Annotated in this window: 17 protein-coding genes and 1 pseudogene; 9 read left to right on the forward strand and 9 right to left on the reverse strand. The window is 70.1% G+C overall.

Annotated elements, in window-relative coordinates:
• Nucleotides 1–29 precede the first annotated feature (29 nt).
• The 5 genes and pseudogenes from ACNNMR_RS12585 to ACNNMR_RS12605 all read right to left on the reverse strand — a co-directional run bounded on the left by ACNNMR_RS12585 (nt 30) and on the right by ACNNMR_RS12605 (nt 6,670).
• Nucleotides 30–1,301 (reverse strand): extracellular solute-binding protein, encoded by a 1,272-nt coding sequence (locus ACNNMR_RS12585; protein ID WP_419994669.1) that lies wholly within the window; start codon nt 1,299–1,301, stop codon nt 30–32.
• A gap of 155 nt (nt 1,302–1,456) precedes the next feature.
• Nucleotides 1,457–2,059, reverse strand: a complete 603-nt coding sequence (locus tag ACNNMR_RS12590) for a hypothetical protein (protein WP_419994670.1) — start codon at nt 2,057–2,059, stop codon at nt 1,457–1,459.
• Between the two features lie 76 nt (nt 2,060–2,135).
• Nucleotides 2,136–3,077 (reverse strand): annotated as a pseudogene (locus ACNNMR_RS12595) (alkaline phosphatase family protein); the annotation flags it as partial.
• A gap of 135 nt (nt 3,078–3,212) precedes the next feature.
• Nucleotides 3,213–4,247, reverse strand: a complete 1,035-nt coding sequence (locus ACNNMR_RS12600; protein WP_419994671.1) for a LacI family DNA-binding transcriptional regulator — start codon at nt 4,245–4,247, stop codon at nt 3,213–3,215.
• The gene (locus tag ACNNMR_RS12605) at nt 4,244–6,670 is read right to left on the reverse strand and encodes a glycoside hydrolase family 2 protein (protein ID WP_419994672.1); all 2,427 of its coding nucleotides are present in this window, start codon (nt 6,668–6,670) and stop codon (nt 4,244–4,246) included. The genes ACNNMR_RS12600 and ACNNMR_RS12605 overlap by 4 nt, the downstream gene beginning before the upstream one ends.
• Before the next feature lie 219 nt (nt 6,671–6,889).
• On the opposite strand from ACNNMR_RS12605, the gene ACNNMR_RS12610 reads away from it, so the two are divergent.
• The 4 genes from ACNNMR_RS12610 to ACNNMR_RS12625 all read left to right on the forward strand — a co-directional run bounded on the left by ACNNMR_RS12610 (nt 6,890) and on the right by ACNNMR_RS12625 (nt 10,399).
• Nucleotides 6,890–8,212, forward strand: coding sequence for an ABC transporter substrate-binding protein (locus ACNNMR_RS12610; RefSeq protein ID WP_419994673.1), 1,323 nt, complete (start codon nt 6,890–6,892; stop codon nt 8,210–8,212).
• Nucleotide 8,213: 1 nt separating this feature from the next.
• Nucleotides 8,214–9,095 carry a carbohydrate ABC transporter permease gene (locus ACNNMR_RS12615; protein WP_419994674.1) on the forward strand — a complete coding sequence of 294 codons (882 nt, stop codon included), beginning with the start codon at nt 8,214–8,216 and terminating at the stop codon, nt 9,093–9,095.
• Between the two features lie 11 nt (nt 9,096–9,106).
• Entirely contained in the window at nt 9,107–9,940 is an 834-nt protein-coding gene (locus ACNNMR_RS12620; protein ID WP_420000341.1) for a carbohydrate ABC transporter permease, read from the forward strand.
• A gap of 177 nt (nt 9,941–10,117) precedes the next feature.
• Nucleotides 10,118–10,399, forward strand: coding sequence for a hypothetical protein (locus ACNNMR_RS12625; protein ID WP_419994675.1), 282 nt, complete (start codon nt 10,118–10,120; stop codon nt 10,397–10,399).
• Between the two features lie 110 nt (nt 10,400–10,509).
• Here the strand turns inward: ACNNMR_RS12625 and ACNNMR_RS12630 are convergent, their stop codons facing one another.
• Complete coding sequence (locus ACNNMR_RS12630; RefSeq protein WP_419994676.1) at nt 10,510–11,382, reverse strand: SAM-dependent methyltransferase; 873 nt, start codon at nt 11,380–11,382, stop codon at nt 10,510–10,512.
• Between the two features lie 139 nt (nt 11,383–11,521).
• On the opposite strand from ACNNMR_RS12630, the gene ACNNMR_RS12635 reads away from it, so the two are divergent.
• A complete protein-coding gene (locus ACNNMR_RS12635) occupies nt 11,522–12,862 on the forward strand; it encodes a cytochrome P450 (RefSeq protein WP_419994677.1) in 1,341 nt (446 codons plus the stop codon).
• A gap of 3 nt (nt 12,863–12,865) precedes the next feature.
• Here ACNNMR_RS12635 and ACNNMR_RS12640 read toward each other — a convergent pair whose 3' ends face one another.
• Nucleotides 12,866–13,498, reverse strand: coding sequence for a TetR/AcrR family transcriptional regulator (locus ACNNMR_RS12640; RefSeq protein ID WP_419994678.1), 633 nt, complete (start codon nt 13,496–13,498; stop codon nt 12,866–12,868).
• Nucleotides 13,499–13,636: 138 nt separating this feature from the next.
• Between ACNNMR_RS12640 and ACNNMR_RS12645 the strand changes: the two genes are divergently transcribed.
• The 3 genes from ACNNMR_RS12645 to ACNNMR_RS12655 all read left to right on the forward strand — a co-directional run bounded on the left by ACNNMR_RS12645 (nt 13,637) and on the right by ACNNMR_RS12655 (nt 16,741).
• Nucleotides 13,637–14,680, forward strand: a complete 1,044-nt coding sequence (locus ACNNMR_RS12645; RefSeq protein WP_419994679.1) for an ABC transporter permease — start codon at nt 13,637–13,639, stop codon at nt 14,678–14,680.
• Between the two features lie 169 nt (nt 14,681–14,849).
• Nucleotides 14,850–15,749 (forward strand): DMT family transporter, encoded by a 900-nt coding sequence (locus tag ACNNMR_RS12650; RefSeq protein WP_419994680.1) that lies wholly within the window; start codon nt 14,850–14,852, stop codon nt 15,747–15,749.
• Nucleotides 15,750–15,859: 110 nt separating this feature from the next.
• Complete coding sequence (locus tag ACNNMR_RS12655) at nt 15,860–16,741, forward strand: NAD(P)-dependent oxidoreductase (protein ID WP_419994681.1); 882 nt, start codon at nt 15,860–15,862, stop codon at nt 16,739–16,741.
• A 10-nt stretch (nt 16,742–16,751) separates the two neighbouring features.
• Here ACNNMR_RS12655 and ACNNMR_RS12660 read toward each other — a convergent pair whose 3' ends face one another.
• Nucleotides 16,752–17,699 (reverse strand): threonine ammonia-lyase, encoded by a 948-nt coding sequence (locus ACNNMR_RS12660; RefSeq protein WP_419994682.1) that lies wholly within the window; start codon nt 17,697–17,699, stop codon nt 16,752–16,754.
• Nucleotides 17,700–17,768: 69 nt separating this feature from the next.
• On the opposite strand from ACNNMR_RS12660, the gene ACNNMR_RS12665 reads away from it, so the two are divergent.
• The gene (locus tag ACNNMR_RS12665; protein ID WP_419994683.1) at nt 17,769–18,254 is read left to right on the forward strand and encodes an Lrp/AsnC family transcriptional regulator; all 486 of its coding nucleotides are present in this window, start codon (nt 17,769–17,771) and stop codon (nt 18,252–18,254) included.
• Here ACNNMR_RS12665 and ACNNMR_RS12670 read toward each other — a convergent pair.
• Nucleotides 18,241–20,145 carry an OmpL47-type beta-barrel domain-containing protein gene (locus tag ACNNMR_RS12670; RefSeq protein ID WP_419994684.1) on the reverse strand — a complete coding sequence of 635 codons (1,905 nt, stop codon included), beginning with the start codon at nt 20,143–20,145 and terminating at the stop codon, nt 18,241–18,243. The genes ACNNMR_RS12665 and ACNNMR_RS12670 overlap by 14 nt on opposite strands.
• Nucleotides 20,146–20,157 lie beyond the last annotated feature (12 nt).

Raw genomic sequence — 20,157 nt, forward strand, 5'->3', positions numbered from 1 at the left:
GCGGCAGGCGGACAGGGCCCCGTGGACGGTTACTTGTTCTCGACCGCCGCTTCGGCCTTCTTCTGCAGGTCGTCGAGGGTCTTCTTCGGGTCCTCGACGGCCTTGCCGCCGCTCTTCTTGATCTCGGCGGACACCGCGTCCCAGGTGGTGTCGCCCAGCGGGTAGAACTTCGCGCCGCCGGCCACGTCGGTGAACGGCTTGAGGCTGGCGAACTTCTTGTCGGCCGCCATCGTGTCGGCGACCTCCTGGGTCACCGGCATCAGGTTGTACATCGCGTCGAACTTCAGCATGTTCTCCTTGGAGTACGCGAAGTCCAGGAACTTCTTGACCGCCGCCTTCTTGGCGCCGCCGTCCTTGAAGGCCATCATCCAGTCGGCCACGCCGAGGGTGGAGTCCAGCGGCCCGGTCTTGCCCGGGATGGGCGCGACGCCGTAGTCGACCTTGCCCTCCTTGGCCATCGCGATCAGCGTCGGGTGGCCGTTGAGCATGCCGAGCTTGCCGGCCGCGAAGTCGGCGAACATCGACTTGCGGTCGGTGGCGGCCGGGTTCGGCTGGGTCAGGCCCGGCTTGACCATGTTGTCCGTCAGCCAGGTGAACGTGTCGATGTTCGCCTTGCTGTTGATCGTGTACTTGCCGGACTCGTCGGTGTACCCGCCGTTGTTGCCCAGCTCCCAGATCATCGACTCGCCCTGGGCCTCCTCGGGCCCGAGCGGGAGGCCGTAGGGGGTGTCGGCGGCCTTCTTGTCCTTGATCTTCTGGGCGGCCTCCTTCACCTCGTCCCAGGTCTTCGGCGGCTCGGCGATGCCGGCCTTCTTGAAGACCGCCTTGTTGTAGAAGAGCAGGCGGGTGGAGGAGACGAAGGGGATGCCGTACGCGGTGCCGTCGGCCTCGCCGGCCTTGGCGAAGGAGGGGATGAGCTTCTTCTCGGTGGCGGGCGACAGCACCTCGGAGCGCTTGTACAGCAGGTCGTCGGCGACCTTGTCGGCGTAGCCGCCCGTCTGCAGGACGTCCGGAACGTTGCCGCTCTGGATCATCGCCTTGACCTTGTTGTCGATGTCATTCCAGTTGATGACGTCGACGTCGACCTTGTAGCCCTTGTTGGCCGCCTCGAAGCGCTTGGCGACGTCCTTCCAGTAGACCTTGGAGCTGTTCGAAGCCTTGTCGCCGTAGTCGGCGGCGACCAGCTTGACGGTCTTGGAGTCGCCGCCACCGTCACCGCCGCCGCTGTCCCCGCCGCACGCGGTCAGCCCCAGCGCCATGACGGCACCCACGGCACTGGTGACGATCAGTCGTCGGTTCATCTTTCCACCCCTTGAAGTTGATGCCGCCGTACGCCTGTTGATGATCGTTCCGGCGCCGCTCGAGGTGCAGACTACATTCGCGCGGCAACCCCGCAACAGGTCTAGGCCACTGCCGTGGCCAAGCTGAAATCAGGGCGATAGCGCAGCGTCGCGGATCAACTCTCCCCGGTGTCCCACCGCTGCAGGAGACCCCAGGCGAACTCGGCCACGCATGACTGCCGTTGTCCGCTTTTGTCGGGTACGGCGAAGGCCAGCCGGAAACGGTTGTCGGCCGTGCCCTCCATGGGCTTCGCGGGTGGGAAGGCCCGGGCGACCTCGTCGACGGTGGCGGCCCAGGGCGCGAGGTCGTCGAGCGTACGCAGCCCGGGCCCGGCCGCCCCCGGGGCCCGTACCAGCCAGGCGCTCAGCGCGGGCCCGCCCGGAATGGCCGTCACCTCGAAGCGCAGATCCGCCCAGAGCGGTACGGGCCAGGTGTGCACCTCGCACTGCAGGTCCCCGATCGCCCGCGGGGCCACCGACTCGGCCGGGCCGAGCAGCGACCCGTAGTCCTTGATCCCGGCGGGCCGCCGGCGCCCGCCGGCCCGCAGTCGGCCCTGCCACCTGCGGTTCGCCTCGCGCATCACGGGGCGCGGGACGTCGAGGCGGTGCAGGGCGTCGTCGACGAGACCGGGGTTGAAGTCCTCCATCCGGCGGAGCAGGACCAGCTGCAGCTGGAGCGGCCCGGTGGCGTCGTCGTGCTCGATGAAGAGGGAGGACATGGGCCCATTGTGGGCGGCGGGCGGGCGCGGGCGCAGCCGGCCGCGCCCGCCCGGGGGACGCGCGCTAGCCGGTGGCGACGGACGTGCCGTCCAGGCCCCAGCCGGCCTCCGGCTTGATGCCGAGCTGGTCGAAGACGGTCGCCGCGACGTCCACCTGCTGGGCGCTGGTGGGCCGCGCACCCGCCGGAATGCCGGGCCCCTGGGCGAGGACGAAGACCATCCGCTCCTCGGTGCTGCCGCCGCCGTGGCCGCCGTCGTCCAGGTGGCCGTGGTCGGTGGTGACGATGATCGTCCAGTTCTCGTCGGCGTAGGCCGGGCGGGCCTTGATTGCGGCGAGCAGGCGGCCGGTGTAGCCGTCCTGGACGGCGATCGCGTCGAGGTACGCCTTGCCCATAACGCCCTTGCCGTGGGCGACGACGTCGGTGTTGCCGAAGTAGACGAAGAGGACGTCCGGGTTCTGGTCGCGGAGGACGGACTCGGCTTCGTCGGCGATGGTGGCGTCGTGGCCCTCGTAGCCGTCGGCGTCGCCGTCGTAGACGTTCTTGCCGTCGGCGCCCGGGGTGACGGTGCCCTGGGTGTCGAGCGGCTTCCAGTCGAGGGCGGCGTACGTGGACAGCTCCGGGCGGACCTGGTCGAGGCGGGCGAGGAAGCCGGGGTACTGGTCGTAGTTCTTCCCGGCGAAGGAGTTGTCCTTGACGCCGTGCTTGTTCGGCAGCACGCCGGTGGAGATCGTCGACCAGCCGGGTCCTGACGACGTGGCGGCGAGCGAGGCGTCGAGCAGGCTGGTGCCGAAGGTGCCGCCCGCCATCAGGGACTTCAGGGCCGGCGCCTTGGCGGCCGCGATGCGGTCATGGCGCAGCCCGTCCATGCCGATGACCAGGATCTTGTTCTTGCTGGTGCCGTTCGGGAGGGTCGGCGCGGCGGCGCGGGCGGTGCCGGCGAGCGGGCCTGCGATGGCTGTCGCTGCCGTCGCGCCCACGGCGGCGAGCACGGTGCGGCGGCGTATGCCGTACGGCATGGGGGTTCCTCCGGTCGGTGGGGAGCCTGGGGTTTGGTCCAGACCCGTTATCTTTACGCGATCGGCATCCGGAGGCCAGATCCCTGCGGTAAACGATCGGCGTACGGCGGGCGAAGCTCTCCGCCCGCCGCCGACTCAGCGTGGCGGCGGGGCCGTTGACCCCCTCGGCGTGAGTACGGGCGTGGGCACGGCCCGCGACTCGGTGGCGCCCGTCTCCAGGAGCTCGAAGAGCGCCCGGGCCACCTCCGCGCCGAAGCCGTGCACGTCATGGCTCATCGCGGACAGCTTGGGGTGGGTGAGGGTGCACAGCTGGGAGTCGTCCCAAGCGAGGAGCGAGACGTCCGCCGGTACGGACAGGCCCATCTCGGCGGCGACCGACAGGCCCGCGACGGCAAGGATGTCGTTGTCGTACACGATCGCGGTCGGCCGGTCGCGCTCGCCCGAGGTGAGCAGCGTGCGGGTGGCGCGGGCGCCGTCGTCGCCGGAGAAGTCGGTGGTCAGCTGGCGGCCCGCGGGCAGGCCGAGGTCCGCCAGGGTGGCGGTGAAGGCCGCCTCCCTGATCCCGGTGTGGCCGAGCTCCGCGACGCCGCCGACCCGGTCGATGCGCCGGTGGCCGAGGGCCGCGAGATAGCGGACGGCCTCGGCCATCGCGGTGGCGTCGTCCGTCCACAGGGCCGGGAGGCCGCCGGTGAGCGACGGGTGCCCGACCGCCACCGCGGGCAGCCCGAGCGCGGCCAGGGGCGCGGGCCGCGGGTCGTCACGCTGCAGGTCGACCAGGATGGAACCGGCGATCTGCTTCGACTGCCACCACCGCTCCTGCAGCTCCACCTCCTCCTCCAGGCTGCGCACGATCCGCAGCAGCAGCGAGCAGGACCGCTCGGCGAGCACGCTCTCGATGCCGGAGATGAACTCCATGTAGAACGGCTCGTGGCTCAGCATCCGCGCCGGCCGGTACAGCGCGAGGCCGATCGCGTCGACGCGGGCGTTGGACAGCGAGCGGGCGGCCAGGTTCGGCGCCCAGCCGAGCTCGCGGGCGACGGCGAAGATCCGCTGCCGGGTGGCGTCGGAGACGCCGGGCTTGTCGTTGAAGGCGAGCGAGACCGCGCCCTTGGAGACGCCGGCGCGGGCGGCCACGTCTTTGATGGTGACGCGGGGCTGGGTGGGGCTCATGCCGTCGCCTCCGGCGCGGCGGCGTTCACCGCGAAGAGCGCGGCCTGTGCCGCCGCCGCGTCCGGCCGGTCCCAGCCCCGCACGCCGATCCGCACCCGCTCCCCGGGCAGCAGCGTCACGCGTCCCGTGTCCGCCACCGCGCCCGGCGCCAGCCGGTCCGCCTGCAGCAGCAGATCGCGTACGAGCGTACGCGCGGTGATCACCACATCGCTCCTCTCCACCGCCACCTCGTATTCCGCCTGCGGGTAGCCGAAGTCCTTGTCCCGTACGGGAAAGTGCAGCGCCCGCAGCCCGCCCGCTTCCGCATCCCCATCCGCGTCCGCCACCAGGAACTCCTTCGCCCCACCAACCGGCGGCAGCAGCTCCCCGGGCACCGTCGCGTACGCGACACTACGCGGCCCGGCCACCACCCGGACCTCGGCCTCGCCGAGCACCGCCCCGTCCACCGCGAGCCGCCGCAGCCGTACGGTCGCCGCCCACTCCCCGGCGCCCTGGTTGTCGGCGATGACCGCCAGCTGCCCGTCCCGCGGCTGCAGCGTCAGCAGCCGGTCCGCGTACAGCCTGCGCAGCTCGTAATAGAAGGGCTTCTGGCGTCCGTCGCCGTCGATCGCCGACCAGGACGTCACCGGCCAGCAGTCGTTGATCTGCCACGCCACCGTGCCCGCACAGCGCGGCCAGTGGGCGCGCCAGTGCTCGATGCCGGTGGCGAAGGCGCGGCACTGGTTGAGCTGGGTGAGGTAGTGCCAGCGGTCGAAGTCGCCGGCGGCCGGGGGCGTGAAGTGCCGGGCGAGTCCGCGGCTGAGCTTCTCCTGGCCGTCGATGGCCTTCTGCCGGTGCCGCATGGCGTCCGATTCGGGGTCCAGCGCTTCGGTGCCGACCGCGCGCCGCAGCGTCTCCCACGCCGCCGGGGCCTGCCAGCCGAACTCGGCGACGAAGCGCGGGACTTCGGCCAGGTAGTCGGTGTAGTCGTCGCGGTTCCAGACCTCCCACGAGTGGTGGGTGCCGTGGGCGGGGTCGTTGGGGTGGTGGTCCCAGGAGCCGGACCAGGGGCTGCCCGCGGTGTACGGGCGGGTCGGGTCGAGCTCGGCGACGACGCGCGGCAGCAGGCCGAGGTAGTAGCCCTCGCCCCAGGAGTCCCCCGCCAGCTGCGGCTCCCACTCCCAGTCGCGGAAGCCCCACAGGTTTTCGTTGTTGCCGTTCCAGAGGATCAGGGAGGGGTGCGGCATCAGGCGTACGACATTCTCGCGGGCCTCCGCCTCCACCTCGCCGCGCAGCGGCTGCTCCTCGGGGTAGGCGGCGCAGGCGAACGGGAAGTCCTGCCAGACCAGCAGGCCGAGCTCGTCGCAGGCGTCGTAGAAGGCCTCGTCCTCGTAGATGCCGCCGCCCCAGATGCGGACCAGGTCGACGTTCGCGGCGGCGGCCTGCTCCAGGCGGGCGCGGTAGCGGGCCGGGGTGATGCGGGAGGGGAGGGCGTCGTCGGGGATCCAGTTGACGCCGCGGGCGAAGAGGGGGGTGCCGTTGACGGCGAGGGTGAAGCCGGTGCCGTACGCATCAGGCTGCTGTCGCAGCTCGACGGTGCGGAAGCCGATGCGGCGCGTCCAGGTGTCGAGGGCGGCGCCGTCTGCGGTGAGGAGGGTCAGCTCGAGGTCGTACAGGGGCTGCTGTCCGTATCCGCGCGGCCACCACAGCTCCGGGTCCTCGACCTGGAGCACGACGGCGGCCTCGTCCCCGTCAAAACGCACCTCCGCCTCGGCGCCCGCCGCCCGCGCCCGCGCGCGGAGCCGCTGCCCGGCGCCGCTCGCGGTGCGCTCGATGCCGATCCGCAGGTCGACGCGGCCCGTACCGGCGTCGGACACGGTCACCAGGGGGCGTACGCCCTCGATCCGGGCGGTGGACCAGCGCTCGATGCGCACCGGCCGCCACATGCCCGCGGTGACCAGGGTCGGGCCCCAGTCCCAGCCGAAGGAGCAGGCCATCTTGCGGAGGTACTGGAAGGGTTCGGGGTAGGAGTTCGGGCGCAGGCCGAGGCGGTCGCGCTGCGCCTCGGCCTCGGTGTACGCGGAGGTGAAGCGGACCTCCAGGTCGCTGCCTTCGAGTCCCGTCACGTCGAAGCGGTAGCCGCGGTGCATGTTCCGGGTGCGGCCGATGGCCTCGCCGGCGACGGCTATCCCGGCGACCGTGTCGAGGCCGTCGAAGACCAGGTCCGTACGCTCATGGCCGCCACCCGCGGGCAGCGCGTTCGTATACGTCCAGTCGCGGCGGGCCACCCAGGCGACGGCGTGCTCGTTCTCGCCGAGGTACGGGTCGGGGATCGCGCCGGCGGCGAGCAGGTCCGTGTGCACGCAGCCGGGGACGCTCGCGGGCAGCGCGGCTCCCTCGTGGCGCAGGGTCCAGCCCTCGGTGAACTGGGTGACGTCCTTCATCAGTTGCGGCTCCCATCGCGTCTTCGACCGGCGGCGACCAACGTAGCCGCGACCGCGGCCGTTGTCCATAAACCGGTCTAGTTTGATGACGCCCGAAGCCACCAGCACACCAGATAACATTTCGGCATCGTCAACGAAATCAGGGCTTTACCGGTTCAGCAGCCGCTGCCATAGTGCGGGACGACTCGACTTAACCGCTCTAGTAGGGAGTTGGTCCCCATGGGGAGAAGGACGAAACCGGCAGCCGCGCTGCTGCTCGCAGGCGCCCTGCTCGCGGCCGCCGGGTGCAGCGGCGGCGGGGGCGCCGCCGCGGGCGCCGAGGAGGCGTCGGCGCCCGCGGACCCGAAGACGGTCTCCGGCGACATCACCGTCCTGACCAACAGGACCGACCTGGTCCAGAACGGCACGATGAAGAAGTACGCCGCCGAGTTCCGCAAGACCTACCCGAAGGTCAAGGTCGAGTTCGAGTCGTCGACCGACTACGAGGGCGAGGTCAAGACCCGGATGAACACGGAGGACTACGGCGACGTCCTGCTCATCCCGAACACCGTCGCCAAGGGCGACTACCCGAAGTTCTTCGCCTCGTTCGGCCCCGAGAAGACCCTGGTCAAGACCCACCGCTTCACGGACAAGACCACGGTGGACGGCAAGGTCTACGGCATCGCCACCTTCGGCGCCGCCACCGGCTTCGTCTACAACAAGGCGGTCTGGAAGAAGGCCGGCGTCACCGACTGGCCCAAGACCCCGGCAGCCTTTATCGCCGCCCTGAAGAAGATCAAGTCCAAGACGGACGCGACCCCGTACTACACCAACTTCAAGGACGGCTGGCCGCTCACGAACTGGACCAACTTCAACGGCTCCCCCACCTGCGACGCCCAGGCCAACAACAAGCTCGCCGCCTCCGACAACCCGTGGGAGGGCAGCCTCAAGACCATCGACACCCTCCTCTACGACATCGTCAGGAACAAGGTCTCCGAGAAGGACCCGACCACCACCAACTGGGAGAAGTCCAAGGGCGAAATAGCCAAGGGCAACATCGCCACCATGGCCCTCGGCTCCTGGGCGCTCTCCCAGATCCAGGGGGCGGCGAAGCAGGCCGGCACCGACCCGGCCGACATCGGCTTCCTGCCCTTCCCCGCCCAGTCCGGCGGCGAGTTCTGCTCGATGCTCATCCCCGACTACCAGCAGGCCGTCAACATCCACTCCAAGCACAAGGAAGCCGCCCGTGCCTGGATCGACTGGATGGCGGAGAAGTCGGGTTACGCGAAGACCGAGCAGGCGGTGTCGGTCCTGAAGAAGGACCCGATGCCCGCGGCGCTCAAGGACTACACGGCGGGCGGGGTCCGCTACGTGCCCCTCTCCAACGCGAAGTACGAGCAGGTCAGCGCCATCGACAACGCCTCCGAGGTCGGCCTGACCAAGCCGGACTACCGGCAGCGGCTGATCGACCAGGCCCGCGGCGCCAAGGACGGCAGCGCGGCGGACACCTTCAAGGAGCTGGCCGGCAAGTGGGCCCAGGCACGGGGCGAGGTCGGTCCCTGACATGAAAGACGCGCTGCGCCGCCGGGTCGCCGGGCTCACCCCCTGGCTGTTCCTGGCGGCTCCGCTCGCCCTGCTGGTGACCTTCACGTACGTCCCCGTGGCGAGCCTGATCGACTACAGCTTCACCGACTGGGACGGGGTGAGCCCGGCCCGCAGTTACGTCGGCGCGGAGAACTACACCGAGCTCTTCACCGACCCGGACCGCTTCCAGGTCTTCCTGGTCAGCGTCTATTACCTGGTCGCCTCCGCCCTGCAGATCGTCCTGGCCCTGTACTTCGCGGTGATCCTCAGCTTCAGCACCCGCTTCCGGAACCTCTTCAAGGGCATCCTCTTCTTCCCGTATCTGATCAACGGCGTCGCGATCGGCTTCGTCTTCCTCTACTTCTTCCAGGACGGCGGCACCCTCGACTCGGTGCTGAGCCTCTTCGGCTACGAGGGCGACCGGGCGTGGCTGGGCTCGCCGGAGTCGGCGAACACCTCGCTCGCGGCGGTGTCGGTCTGGCGCTACATGGGCCTGAACTTCGTGCTCTTCCTGGGTGCGATCCAGTCGATTCCGGGCGAGCTGTACGAGGCGGCGGAGCTGGACGGGGCGAGCAAGTGGCAGCAGTTCCGGCATTTGATCGCGCCCGGGATCAAGCCGGTGATCAGCCTGTCGGTGATCCTCGCGGTCTCCGGCTCACTCTCGGTCTTCGAGATCCCCTACATCATGACCGGCGGCGCCACGGACACCCAGACCTTCGTGATCCAGACGGTCAAGCTGGCCTTCCAGTTCAACAAAACCGGCCTGGCCTCGGCCTCGGCCATCGTGCTGCTGGCCCTGGTGCTCCTGGTGACGTGGCTGCAGCGACGGCTCGTACCCGACGAGAAGGCGGAACTGACGTGAGCGAGACCGGAATGGCCGCCCGCCGGGCTACGGCGACCGGGCTGAAGTATCTGTCGCTGGTGCTGGCTTCGGCGGTGGTGATCGTGCCGCTGGTCGTCATCTTCCTGACGTCGCTGAAGACCTCCAAGGAGGCGGCCGCGGACGACTCCGCGTTCGCGCTGCCCGGGGACTGGCTGAACTTCTCCAACTACGCCACCGCCTTCACCGACGGCGAGATGCTGCGGGCCTTCGTCAATACGGGCTTCATCATGGTCTTCGCGGTCGCCGGGACGGTGGTGATCGGGTCGATGACGGCGTATGCGATCGACCGCTTCGACTTCCGCTTCCGGAAGCTTGTGGTGGGGCTGTTCCTGTTCGCGTCGCTGGTGCCGGGCGTGACGACGCAGGTGGCGACCTTCCAGGTGGTCACGAGCATGGGGCTCTTCAACACCCGGTGGGCGCCGATCCTGCTCTATATGGGCACCGACATCGTGTCGATCTACATCTTTCTGCAGTTCATACGGGCCATCCCGGTGTCGCTGGACGAGGCGGCACGTCTTGACGGGGCGAACTACTTCACCATCTACCGGAAGATCATCTTCCCGCTGCTGAAGCCGGCGACCGCGACGGTCGTGATCGTCAAGGGCATCACGGTCTACCAGGACTTCTACATCCCGTTCCTGTACATGCCGGCGAAGGACCTGGGCGTGATCTCCACGTCGCTCTTCCGCTTCAAGGGCCCGTTCGGCGCGCACTGGGAGAACATCTCGGCCGGGGTGATCCTGGTGATCCTGCCCTCGCTGCTGATCTTCCTGTTCCTGCAGCGGTACATCTACAACGGGTTCGCGCGCGGCGCGGTGAAGTGAGCGCACGACGGCGTCAACGAACCGGGCGGGGTCATCCGTTGAAAAGCATCCGATTAACCCGCAGGGAGGCAAGCGGCAGAACCCGGCACCCGCGGCCGTTACCGATGGCGGATAGGCCAGTTGGAGTACTCGCAGTAATCAAGCAGTATTCAATGCACTTCGACTGAAAGGCTCATCATGAGCAAGAAGTACATCGCCACCGCCCTGGTCGCCGCCGGTATCGCCATGGGCTCCGCCGGCAGCGCCTCGGCCCTGGACGGCGGCGACGTCAACGCTCCGAGCTTCCTCCCGATCACGGGCCTGCAGTGCCTTGGCCAGCCGGCCAACAATGTCGCCTCCGGTGCGGCCGGCGTCGGCGCGGTGAGCGGCGCTCTGGGCTTTGGCAACAACGCGCAGTGCGGTGACGTGAACGAGTACGAGAAGAGCAACGAGGGCGGCCTGCTGGGCACGGCTCTCTGATTGCGTCGTCGTCCCGGCGAAAAAGGCCTCTCCGCTATTCCCGCTTTCGGATGGGGCCTTTCGTCGTGTGCCGAATTCCATCCGGAGCGGCCGGACCGGCGGAACAGGCCCTATTCGGTCTTACGCCCGACCCCCGCCAGGATCCACTGGCGGTCGGCGCCGGGGGGCACGGTCCAGCCGGGTTCCGGTCGTGCGGGGGATGCGGGGTCCGGCTCGGGGCGCCACAGCGACATGGTGGTCAGGCCCGGGTCGAGGAGGTCGAAGCCGTCGAGGAGGCCCAGAATCTCCGCCCGGTTGCGCAGGGTGAGCGGCGCGCCGGCCTTTTCGTAGACATCGGCGGCCTTCTGCACCCGGCCGTCGGTGTCGAACTCCGAGGTGGAGTGCGTGATGACCAGGTGGCTGCCGGGCGCCAGGGCGGCGCGCAGCCGGGCCACGACGCCCGCCGGGTCGTCCTCGTCGCGTACGAAGTGCAGCAGCAGGAGCATGATGACGGCGACGGGCTCGTCGAAGTCGATGACGCCGTCGAGCTCGGGGGCGGCCAGGATGTCCTCCGGGCTCCGGACGTCGCCCTGGAGCACGGCCACCCCGGGCGCCTTGCCGAGCAGCGCCCGGCTGTGGGTGAGCACCACGGGGTCGATGTCGACGTAGGCGACGCGCGCGTCAGGAGCGATTTCCTGGGCGATCTCGTGCACGTTCCCGTACCCGCTGCCCTCGACCGGCATGCCCGAGCCGATGTCGATGAACTGCCGGATGCCCGCGGCGGCCAGGTGCCGCACCGCGCGCTGCAGGAAGGCGCGGTTCTCCCGGGCCAGCACCGGCGCGTCCGGGACGTGCTGCCTGACCTCCTCCATGATCTCCCGGTCGGCGGCGTAGTTGTCCTTGCCGCCGAGGAAATAGTCGTAGATCCGGGGGACGTTGGGCGTCCGCAAGTCGAGCGGCGCCTTCGGCCTGCTGGCTCCGCCGGCCGCTGACGGCTTGTTCATCGAGGCCTCCCATCGTGTCCCGGTCGTACTACAGAGTAGGTGCAGGCATGCGAGCATAACCACCTGGCCTTCCCGGTTTTCGGCCAACACCCGTTCGACACCGCCGAGTTACCGGGACACAACGTACGGAAGGAGCGCCATGCCGGACCACGGCATCGACCGGATCCCCGGACCGCCCGCGGAGAGCGACGGCGTCAAGGCAATCGTGGCGGCGGGCGGGCTGCACAACTACCAGCTGCAGCTGCACGCCGAGTACGGCCCGGTGGTGCGGTTCCCCCTGCCGGGTGCGGACATGGCGGTCTCGGTGGCCGATCCGGTGCTCCTGGAGGCGACCGCGAAGATAAACAAGCGGCCGGAGAAGCTCTTCGAGTTTCTGGTGCCGCTGCAGGAGTCGGGCAATGTGCAGACGCTGCCGGAGGCCGAGCATGTGCCGTGGCGGCGCGTCATGCTGCAGGTGCTGGCCGGACGGCCGTCGCACGAGGCGCACTTCGCGCAGTTCACCGCCCTGACGACGGCGATGGCCGACCGGTGGGCGGAGGCCGCCGCCCGCGGGCCGGTCGCGCTGCAGCAGGATCTCAGCCGGCTGTCGCTGCAGATGGTGTGCGAGTACGCGCTGGGCAGCGGCTTCGAGTCCGAGGAGACGGCGGGGCGGGTGGTGTCGGCCTTCGAGGACCTGCTCACCGATCAGCTGGCGCGGCTCTATCAGGTGGACGTCGGGGTTGCGGAGGAGGAGCGCCGCACGCGCTCCGAGGAGGGCCTGACGTATCTGCGCGGGATGGTCGACGAGGTGCTCGCCGCGCACCAGGGCAGCGCAGCGGCGGCCGAGAAGAGCGATCTCGTCGCGGCGCTGGCGGCGGCCGGCGAGTCGGCGCCGCGGATCCGCGACACGGTGCTGATGACCATGATGGCCGCGCACCACACCACCGGGGTCGCCATCTCCTGGGCGCTGTACCTGCTGTCCCGGCACCCGGAGGCGGCCGCCCGGGTCGCCGAGGAGGTCGACCGGGTGCTGGGCGATCGCGAGGTGCCCGGTTACGGCGACCTCAGGCAGCTGTCGTACCTGGACCGGGTGCTGCGGGAGGCGATGCGGCTGTATCCGCCGGGTCCGTACGGCGCCCGGGAGGCCACCGAGGAATTCCGGCTGGGCGACTACACGATCCCCGCGGGCACGACGATCTTCTACCCGTTCTGGGCCGTGCACATGAACCCCGACCACTGGCCCGAGCCCGAGGTCTTCAACCCCGATCGCTTCACCCCCGAAGCCTCCGCCGACCGCCACCGGCTCGCGTACATTCCCTTCGGCGTCGGCCCGCGCAGCTGCGAGGGCGCCGCACTCGCGATGGTCGAGGCGACCCTGGTGCTGGCGGTCCTGCTGAAGCGGTTCCGCTTCGAGCTGGCGCCCGGGCAGACCGTCACGCCCATCGAGCGCTTCGTGCTGTGGGCGGCCGAGGACATCCGCATGGAGATCAGCCCGCGCTGAGCGTCAGCCTTCCGTCTCCTCCGCGCGCATCGTCGTGAGCGCGCGGAGGCCCTCACTGATCACCTCGCCCGCGTCGTCACCGAAGAGCGCCTTCTGGATGATGAAGCCCTGGGCGACCGCCATCAGCGTGCGCACGATGTGGTCGGTGGGAATGTCCGTGCGCAGCTGCCCGGCCTCCTGATACATCGCGATCAGCTCGCCCCAGATGCCGCGCATGCGGACGTAGCCGTCGATGAGCGCCTGGCGCAGGGGCTCATTGCGGGCCGCCTCGCCCCAGACCTGGATGATCAGCCGCGGGAAGGCCTGCGGGTCGGGCGCGCCCGCCGCCTCGCTCTGCTTGGTGAAGGCGACGTCCAGCACCCCGGCGATCACGTCGTGCAGCGGCCGCAGCGGCTTCTCGTGGATGGCCGACTCGAAGGCCTCCCGCATCTGCGTGAACGCCTCGGCGGCCACCGCCAGGATGAGCTCGTCCTTGCCCTTGAAGTAGCGGTACAGCGCGCCCGCCGACAGGCCCGTCTCGCCCAGCACGTCCTGCATGGACGAGGCGTGGAAGCCGTTGCGGGTGAAGGTGCGCTTGGCGCCCTCAATGATCTGGCGGCGCTTGGCGTCGAGGTGTGCCTGGGATACGCGGGGCATGCTCCCCAGCCTAAAACGAACGTTCATTCTTGACAAGTCGACGGGCGGGGAGGACAGTGGCCCATGACGTAAAAACGAACGATCCTTCTCTTAAATCGCCTAGACCGATACACCGGCACCGTCGCCCGGAGGCCCCCGATGCCCGCCGCCCAGCAGAACCGCAAGACGCTCATCGCGATGATCCTCGTCCCCGTCGTGATCGCCCTCGCCCTCCTCGCCTTCGTCTGGCCCGCCGCCCGGCTGGCGCCACGCGACCTCCCGGTCGGAGTGGCCGGACCACCGAATGCCACCGCCCAGCTAGCCCAGCAGCTCGGCGCCCGCGGCGACGCCTTCGATGTCACCTCGTACGACACCGAGGCCCAGGCCCGCGAGGCGATCAAGGACCGGGACATCTACGGCGCCTTCGTCGTCACCGACCAGGGCCCGAAGGTGCTCACCGCCACCGCCGCGAGCCCCACGGTCGCGCAGCTGCTGACCACCGCCGCGACCGAACAGGCCCCGGAAGGCGCCAAGGTCACCACCGCCGACGTGGTGGCCGCGCCCGCCACCGACCCGCGCGGCTCCGCGCTGGGGTCGAGCGTGCTGCCCATGGCGCTCGCCGGGGTGATGGCGGGCGCCGCGGTGACCATGATGGGGCTGCGCGGCACCCGCGCCGTCATCGCGTTGGTCGGCGCGGCAGCCGGGATCGGCCTCGTCGGCGCGGCCATCGCGGACAGCTGGCTGGGCATCCTGACCGGCGACTGGTGGGCGGAGGCGGGTGCCTTCGGGCTGACCGCGCTCGCCGGGAGCGCCGCGGTGGCCGGGTTCGCCGCGCTGCTCGGCCCGGCCGGCATCGGCGTGGGCGCGCTGTTCAACGTCTTCCTGGGCAACCCCTTCTCCGGCCTCACCTCCGCCCCCGAGATGCTGCCGCAGCCGTTCGGCATGCTCGGCCAGTGGCTGCCGCCGGGCGCGGGCGGCCAACTGCTGCGCTCGGTCGCCTTCTTCGACGGCAGCGCGGCGAGCGGCCCGGTGCTGGTGCTCGGGATCTGGGCGGGCGCTGGTCTGCTGCTAGTGACGCTCGGCAGCCTGGTCCAGCGGCGCCGTACGGACGGCGGCCCGACGGTCGTGGCGCGCTCGGCGGAGGAGGACGAGGCCGTCGAACCGCTCCTCGCGATGAATCCTGCGGCCCCCGCGGGTCAGTAGGTGTGACGGGTTCGAGACACCCGTCACACCTGGCGGCGGAGCTGTCACAAAGCCGGTGGCTGCCTCGTCAGATGAGCGACGGAACAGCGCCCATGGCGGACAGTATCTGTCCTATATAGATCCTAGATTTATGACGTAGGCAGGGAAGACAAGAGGGGACGGTACGGCCATGAACGGCTTCAACAGCCTCGCGGTGGCGCTGCTTCTGGCGCTCGTGTCGGCAGCCGCGTACGCCGGTGCCGCCGTCCTCCAGGAGCGGGTCTCCGCGGGCGGCGCCTCGACCGCGAAGGCGCTGCTGCGCGGCAGCTGGTGGCTGGCGGTCGGGCTGAACCTGGCCGGCGCCGCGCTGCACGTACTCGCCCTGCGGTACGGCCCGCTGACCATAGTCCAGCCGCTCGGCGCGCTGACCCTGGTGCTGGCGCTGCCGCTGCAGGCCGCCGTCGTGCACCGCCGGGTGAGCCGGGTGCAGTGGCGCGGGGCGGCGCTGACGATGACCGGCCTGGCCGGCATCGTGCTGCTGACCCGGCCCACCGGACCCGACCAGGTCCTCTCCCCCACCCAGGTCGCGATCACGGTGGCGGCAACCGCCCTCGCCCTGGCCGCACTCGGCATGACGGCACTGCGGACCAGTAGCGGCACGGTCCGCAGCCTGGCCCACGCGACCGCCTCCGGCGTGGCCTTCGGCATCGGGTCCGTGCTGACCCAGACGGTGGCGGTACGACCGTCCCTGGACCTCGCGGCCCTGCTGACCTCCGCGGCCGTGATCGCCCTGGCCCCGGCCGGGCTGATGCTCGCGCAGGCCGCGTACCGCGGCGGGCTCGGCGCCCCGCTGGCCACCTCGAACCTGGTCAACCCCGCGGTGGCGGCGCTGGTCGGACTGACGCTGCTGGGCGAGCAGTTCAGCGGCGGCGCGCTCGGCGCGGCCGTCGCGCTGGCGGCGGCGGTGGTGGCGGCGCGCGGGGTGTTCGCGCTGACGCAGCCGGTGCCGGCGGTGGCAGCGGCGCCCGAGCCGCGCTGGACGGTCCCGCCGCAGCGCGCCGCCAGCGATTCGTACGTGCTGACCCCGTGACGTGCCCCCCCTCGGCCCTCGGCCCCGGCAGCAGTAGCGGGCTGCCGGGGCCGAGTCATATCCGTAAGCGACTAGACCTCAACCGCGGTTGAGCACCTAGCGTCCCGATCATGGCTACCGAAGAGATCGAAAAGTCTGTGACCGTACTCGGCCTCGGCGACATGGGCTCCGCGATCGCCAGGACCTTCCTCGACCGCGGCTACCGCACCACCGTCTGGAACCGCACCCCGAGCAGAGCCGCCCCGCTCGCCGACGCGGGCGCCGCCGTGGCCGCCACCGCCGCGGAGGCGGTGGCGGCGAGCCCGCTCGTCGTCGTGGTGCTCATCGACGGGGCGGCGGTGGACGCGGTGCTGGGGTCGGCCGACTCCGCGGTGGCGGGGAAGGCCATAGTGAATGTCACCAGCGGCTCCCCCGCCCACGCCCGGGCCACCGAGCGCTGGGCCCGGGAGCGCGGCGCCGAATACATCGACGGGAAGATCATGGGCGACCCGCCGTATGTGGGCACACCGGACATCATCTTCCCCTTCAGCGGCTCCCGCGACGCCTTCACCGCCCACGAGGCGACGCTGCAGGAGCTGGGCACCATCGCGTATCACGGCGAGGACGCCGGCGCCGCCGCCGTCGAGTTCCTGGCGCAGGTGGCGGTGTCGTACGAGCTCCTCATCGGCTTCCTGCACACGCTGAAGCTGGTGCAGGCCGAGGGCGTCGACCTGACCGCCTTCGCCGAGCGGGTCGGCGGCTCGCTGCCCGCCTATCCGGGGCTGCTGTCCTCGATGGCGCAGGCGGTGACCTCCGGGGCGTACGGGCCCGACCTCGGCTCGCTCGACGTGCAGGCGGCGCTGATGGACGACATGATCAGCCACCGCGAGTCGGCGGGCGTGGACACCGTCCGGATGCGCGAGGTCAAGCGGCTGATGGACCGCCGGATCGCGGACGGCCATGGCGGGCACGGCTTCTCGAGCCTCTTCGAGGAGCTGGGCAAGCCGGCGTAGCGGAGATGCGTCATCTCCCCTCGCTTGGCCGCGGGTTGGCTCCGGTCAGCACCGTGGCCAGGCGGTCGCCGGGGATGTCGCAGGTCGCGATGGCGGCCAGCCCTGCCGCTCCCGCGGGCTCCAGCAGGATGCCGAGGGTGTCGGCGGCCAGCGCCATCGCGTCGGTGAGCGCGGTGTCCGGGACCAGCACGATGTCGTCCACGAGGGCGCGTACCCGGCCGACGGCCGTAGCGGAGACCTCGCGGAGGTTGATGCCGTCAGCGATGGTCTCGACGCGGTCGAGCGCGACCGGGTGGCCGGCGCGGCGGCTGTGGAACATGGCGGGCGCGCCTTCGGCGTTGACGCCGACGATCCGCGTCTCGGGCGCGTTCGCCTTGATCCAGCACGCGACGCCGCTGATCAGCGCCCCGTCGCCGACGGGCAGCACGACGGTGTCGAACCGCCCGCGGCGCAGCAGCTCCACCCCGATCGTCCCGGCGCCCTCGGCGATCGCGGCCATCCGCGACTCCTCCAGGAACACCCGCCCTTGCCCTTCGTCGGCGAAGGCTTTCGCGCGCTGCCGCACCGTGCTGCTGTCGGGTCCGGCGGCGGTGACCCGGGCCCCGAAGGCCTCCATCCGGGCCAGCTTGTGCGGATTGGGGTCATCGAGGGTGAAGACATCGACGCGCATGCCGCGGGCGCGCCCGGCATACGCCACGGCCTGCCCGAAGTTCCCCGAAGAGGCGCAGACAAGATGACTCCCCTCGGGCAGCCCGGCAATCGCATTCCCGGCCCCCCGCCCCTTGAAGCTACGCACCGGATTGGCCGTCTCAGGCTTCACCGTCACCTCCCGCCGCCCGAGCGCCGCACACAGCTGCTCATCGACGTACTGCGGGCTGTCGCGGAAGACGGGGTCGATGGTGTGGAGGGCGCGCTCGATGCGCTCCGGGTCCAGGTCGATTTCCGTAGCGAGATCCATGCCTTGAAGCTAGCCCGGAGGGCGTCGTACGCGATTGAAAATTCTCCCGGCTGAGCGCAAGATTCTTGCGTGACTGGGATCCGGCTCGACGAGCTCGACACTCACCTCCTCGACCTGCTCCAGCAGGACGCGAGCCGCACCCTGCACGACCTCGGCGAGGCGGTGGGCCTCTCGCCGAGCGCCGTGCAGCGGCGCATCGCCCGCTACCGGAAGGCGGGCCTGATCACCCGCCAGGTCGCCGTCCTCGACCCGGAGCAGGCCGGGCCCGCGGTGCTCTCGACGATCCTGGTGACGCTCGCCGTGGAGTCGCCGGAGCACCATCGAGCGTTCTCCGAGCGGATGCGGGACTCGCCGTATGTGCAGCAGTGCTATGCGGTGACCGGCCGCTGGGATTACGTGGTCATGCTGACCGCGCGCAGCCTGCGGCACAGCAAGGAGCTCGGAGACCGGCTCTTCAAGAGCGACGAGAACATCAAGCGCTACGAGACGCTCGTCGTCCTCGACGCCGTGAAGGCCGGTCTCACGATCCCGCTCCCGCTGCCTACAGGGCCTTGATCCGGACGTCCCGGTACGAGATGACGTCCGTCGTGCCGTGCACCTGGAGTCCGACGTAGCCCTGGACCCGCTGCCTGCCGTCCGTGCCCGGGTCGTCCGAGCGGGGCGGGGAGAAGAGCTGGCCTGGGCTGTTCTCGAACTCGTTGATCAGGATGCCGTTGCGGTAGACCGAGTAGTGCTGGCCGACCACCTTGATCTCGTAGTCGTTCCAGACGCCCTTGTCCGTCGCCATCCCCTCGCCGAGGTTGTTGACGTCGAAGCCGTAGAGGGAGCCGGTCTTGTACTGGTCCCCGTAGTCGCCGTCGAAGATCTGCACCTCATGGCCGTACTTGATGGCCACCCACTCCGGCCGCGACTCCCCGGGGAAGTCGTGCGGCTGCGGGAAGCGGACGAAGACGCCGCTGTTGGCGCGGTTCGTCGATGGCGCGTCGTCGCGGAACTGCAGCTTCAGCGAGAAGTCGCCGTACTTCTGGGCCGGATACCAGAGCATCCCGAGCCCGCCCTTGGCCGTCCCCGACGTCATCGAGCCGTCGCCGTTCAGACCGAAGGAACCGCCGCCGACCTGCTCCCACTTGCCGAAGGTGTCCTGGGTGCCATCGAAGATCTTCTTGTAGCCCTTGCCGTCGACGCCGACGGTGCTGGCCTGCGCCGCCGCATCGATCTCGGCCTTCTCCGCCTGGTCAAGGACGCCATCGCCCCGCCACTTGGTGGTGAGCTCCTTGACGTGCTTGACGAAGCGGGCGTGGCCCGGCCAGGCCTTCTCGTCCTGGATCACCTCATTGATCTTGCAGCCTGTGCCGGTGACCCGGTTCGGGACGCCGGTCGTCTCCTCGCCTACGAAGACGATCGGCCGGTCGTCGTTCTCCGCGCAGTTGGGGTCGGGGTTCGGGTTGCCCGGGGCGATGGTGAAGGTGACCGTCTTCGGCTCGGCGGCGTTGCCGGCCTTGTCGGTGGCCTTGTACGTCACCGTGTGGGTGCCGAGGGCGTGGACCATGAACGGCGCGGTGTAGGTGGTGAAGGCGCCGCCGCCGATCGAGTACTCGATCTTCCCGACCCCGGAGCCGCCCTCGTTGTCCTTCGCGGTGATCGTCACCGTCGCCATGTCCTTGAAGTAGCCGGCGGAGTTCTTCTCCCCGGTGACCTCCGCGGACACTTCGGGTGGCGTCGCATCACCGCCCGGCGCCTCGACGACCTTGAAGGCCACGGATTTCTCGGCCTCGACATTGCCGGCCTTGTCGGTGGCCCGGTATTTGACCGTGTGGTCGCCGACCGTATTCACCACGACCGGCGCCTCGTACGCCGCGTACTCGCCGCCGTCGACCGCGTAGTCGATACGGTCCACGCCCGAGCCCGCGTCCGTCGCCGCCAGGTTCACGGTGGCGCTGGCCACGTAGTTGCCGTCGGTGTCCTTGTTGCCGGTCACCTCGGCCTTCGTCTCCGGCGGCGTGGTGTCGGGGCCGCCGTCGGTGACGATCAGCTCGCCGGTCATCATCTCGTGCCCCGGGATGGCGCAGAAGAAGCGGTACTTGCCCGGGGTGAGGTTGACGTCCACCTGCCACTTGCCGCCCTGGGCGTCGTTCGGGGAGGCGGTGAGGTTCACCGCCACGTCGTGGTTGTAGCCCGGCGTGGAGGTGTCGAAGGTCAGCGTGTGCGTCATGCCGGTGGTGTTGCCGGTGGCCGCACTGTTCTCGAAGACGATGGTGGTCGCGCCCGCGACCGCCGTCGACGGCTGGGACTTGTACTGGTGCATGTTGTTGTCGGCCGTCCAGTTCAGCACCTGGGCGGCTTCAGAACGCTCCGCGTCCGGGTCCGCGGCCTGCGCGGTGAGCCCGGGCGAGAGCAGCGCCAGGCAGCCGGCGAGCAGCGCGATGAGCAGGCGCCGTAGCGTCATGATCCGGTGTCT

It is taken from the genome of Streptomyces boninensis (genome assembly GCF_048572725.1).
Classification (GTDB): domain Bacteria; phylum Actinomycetota; class Actinomycetes; order Streptomycetales; family Streptomycetaceae; genus Streptomyces; species Streptomyces boninensis.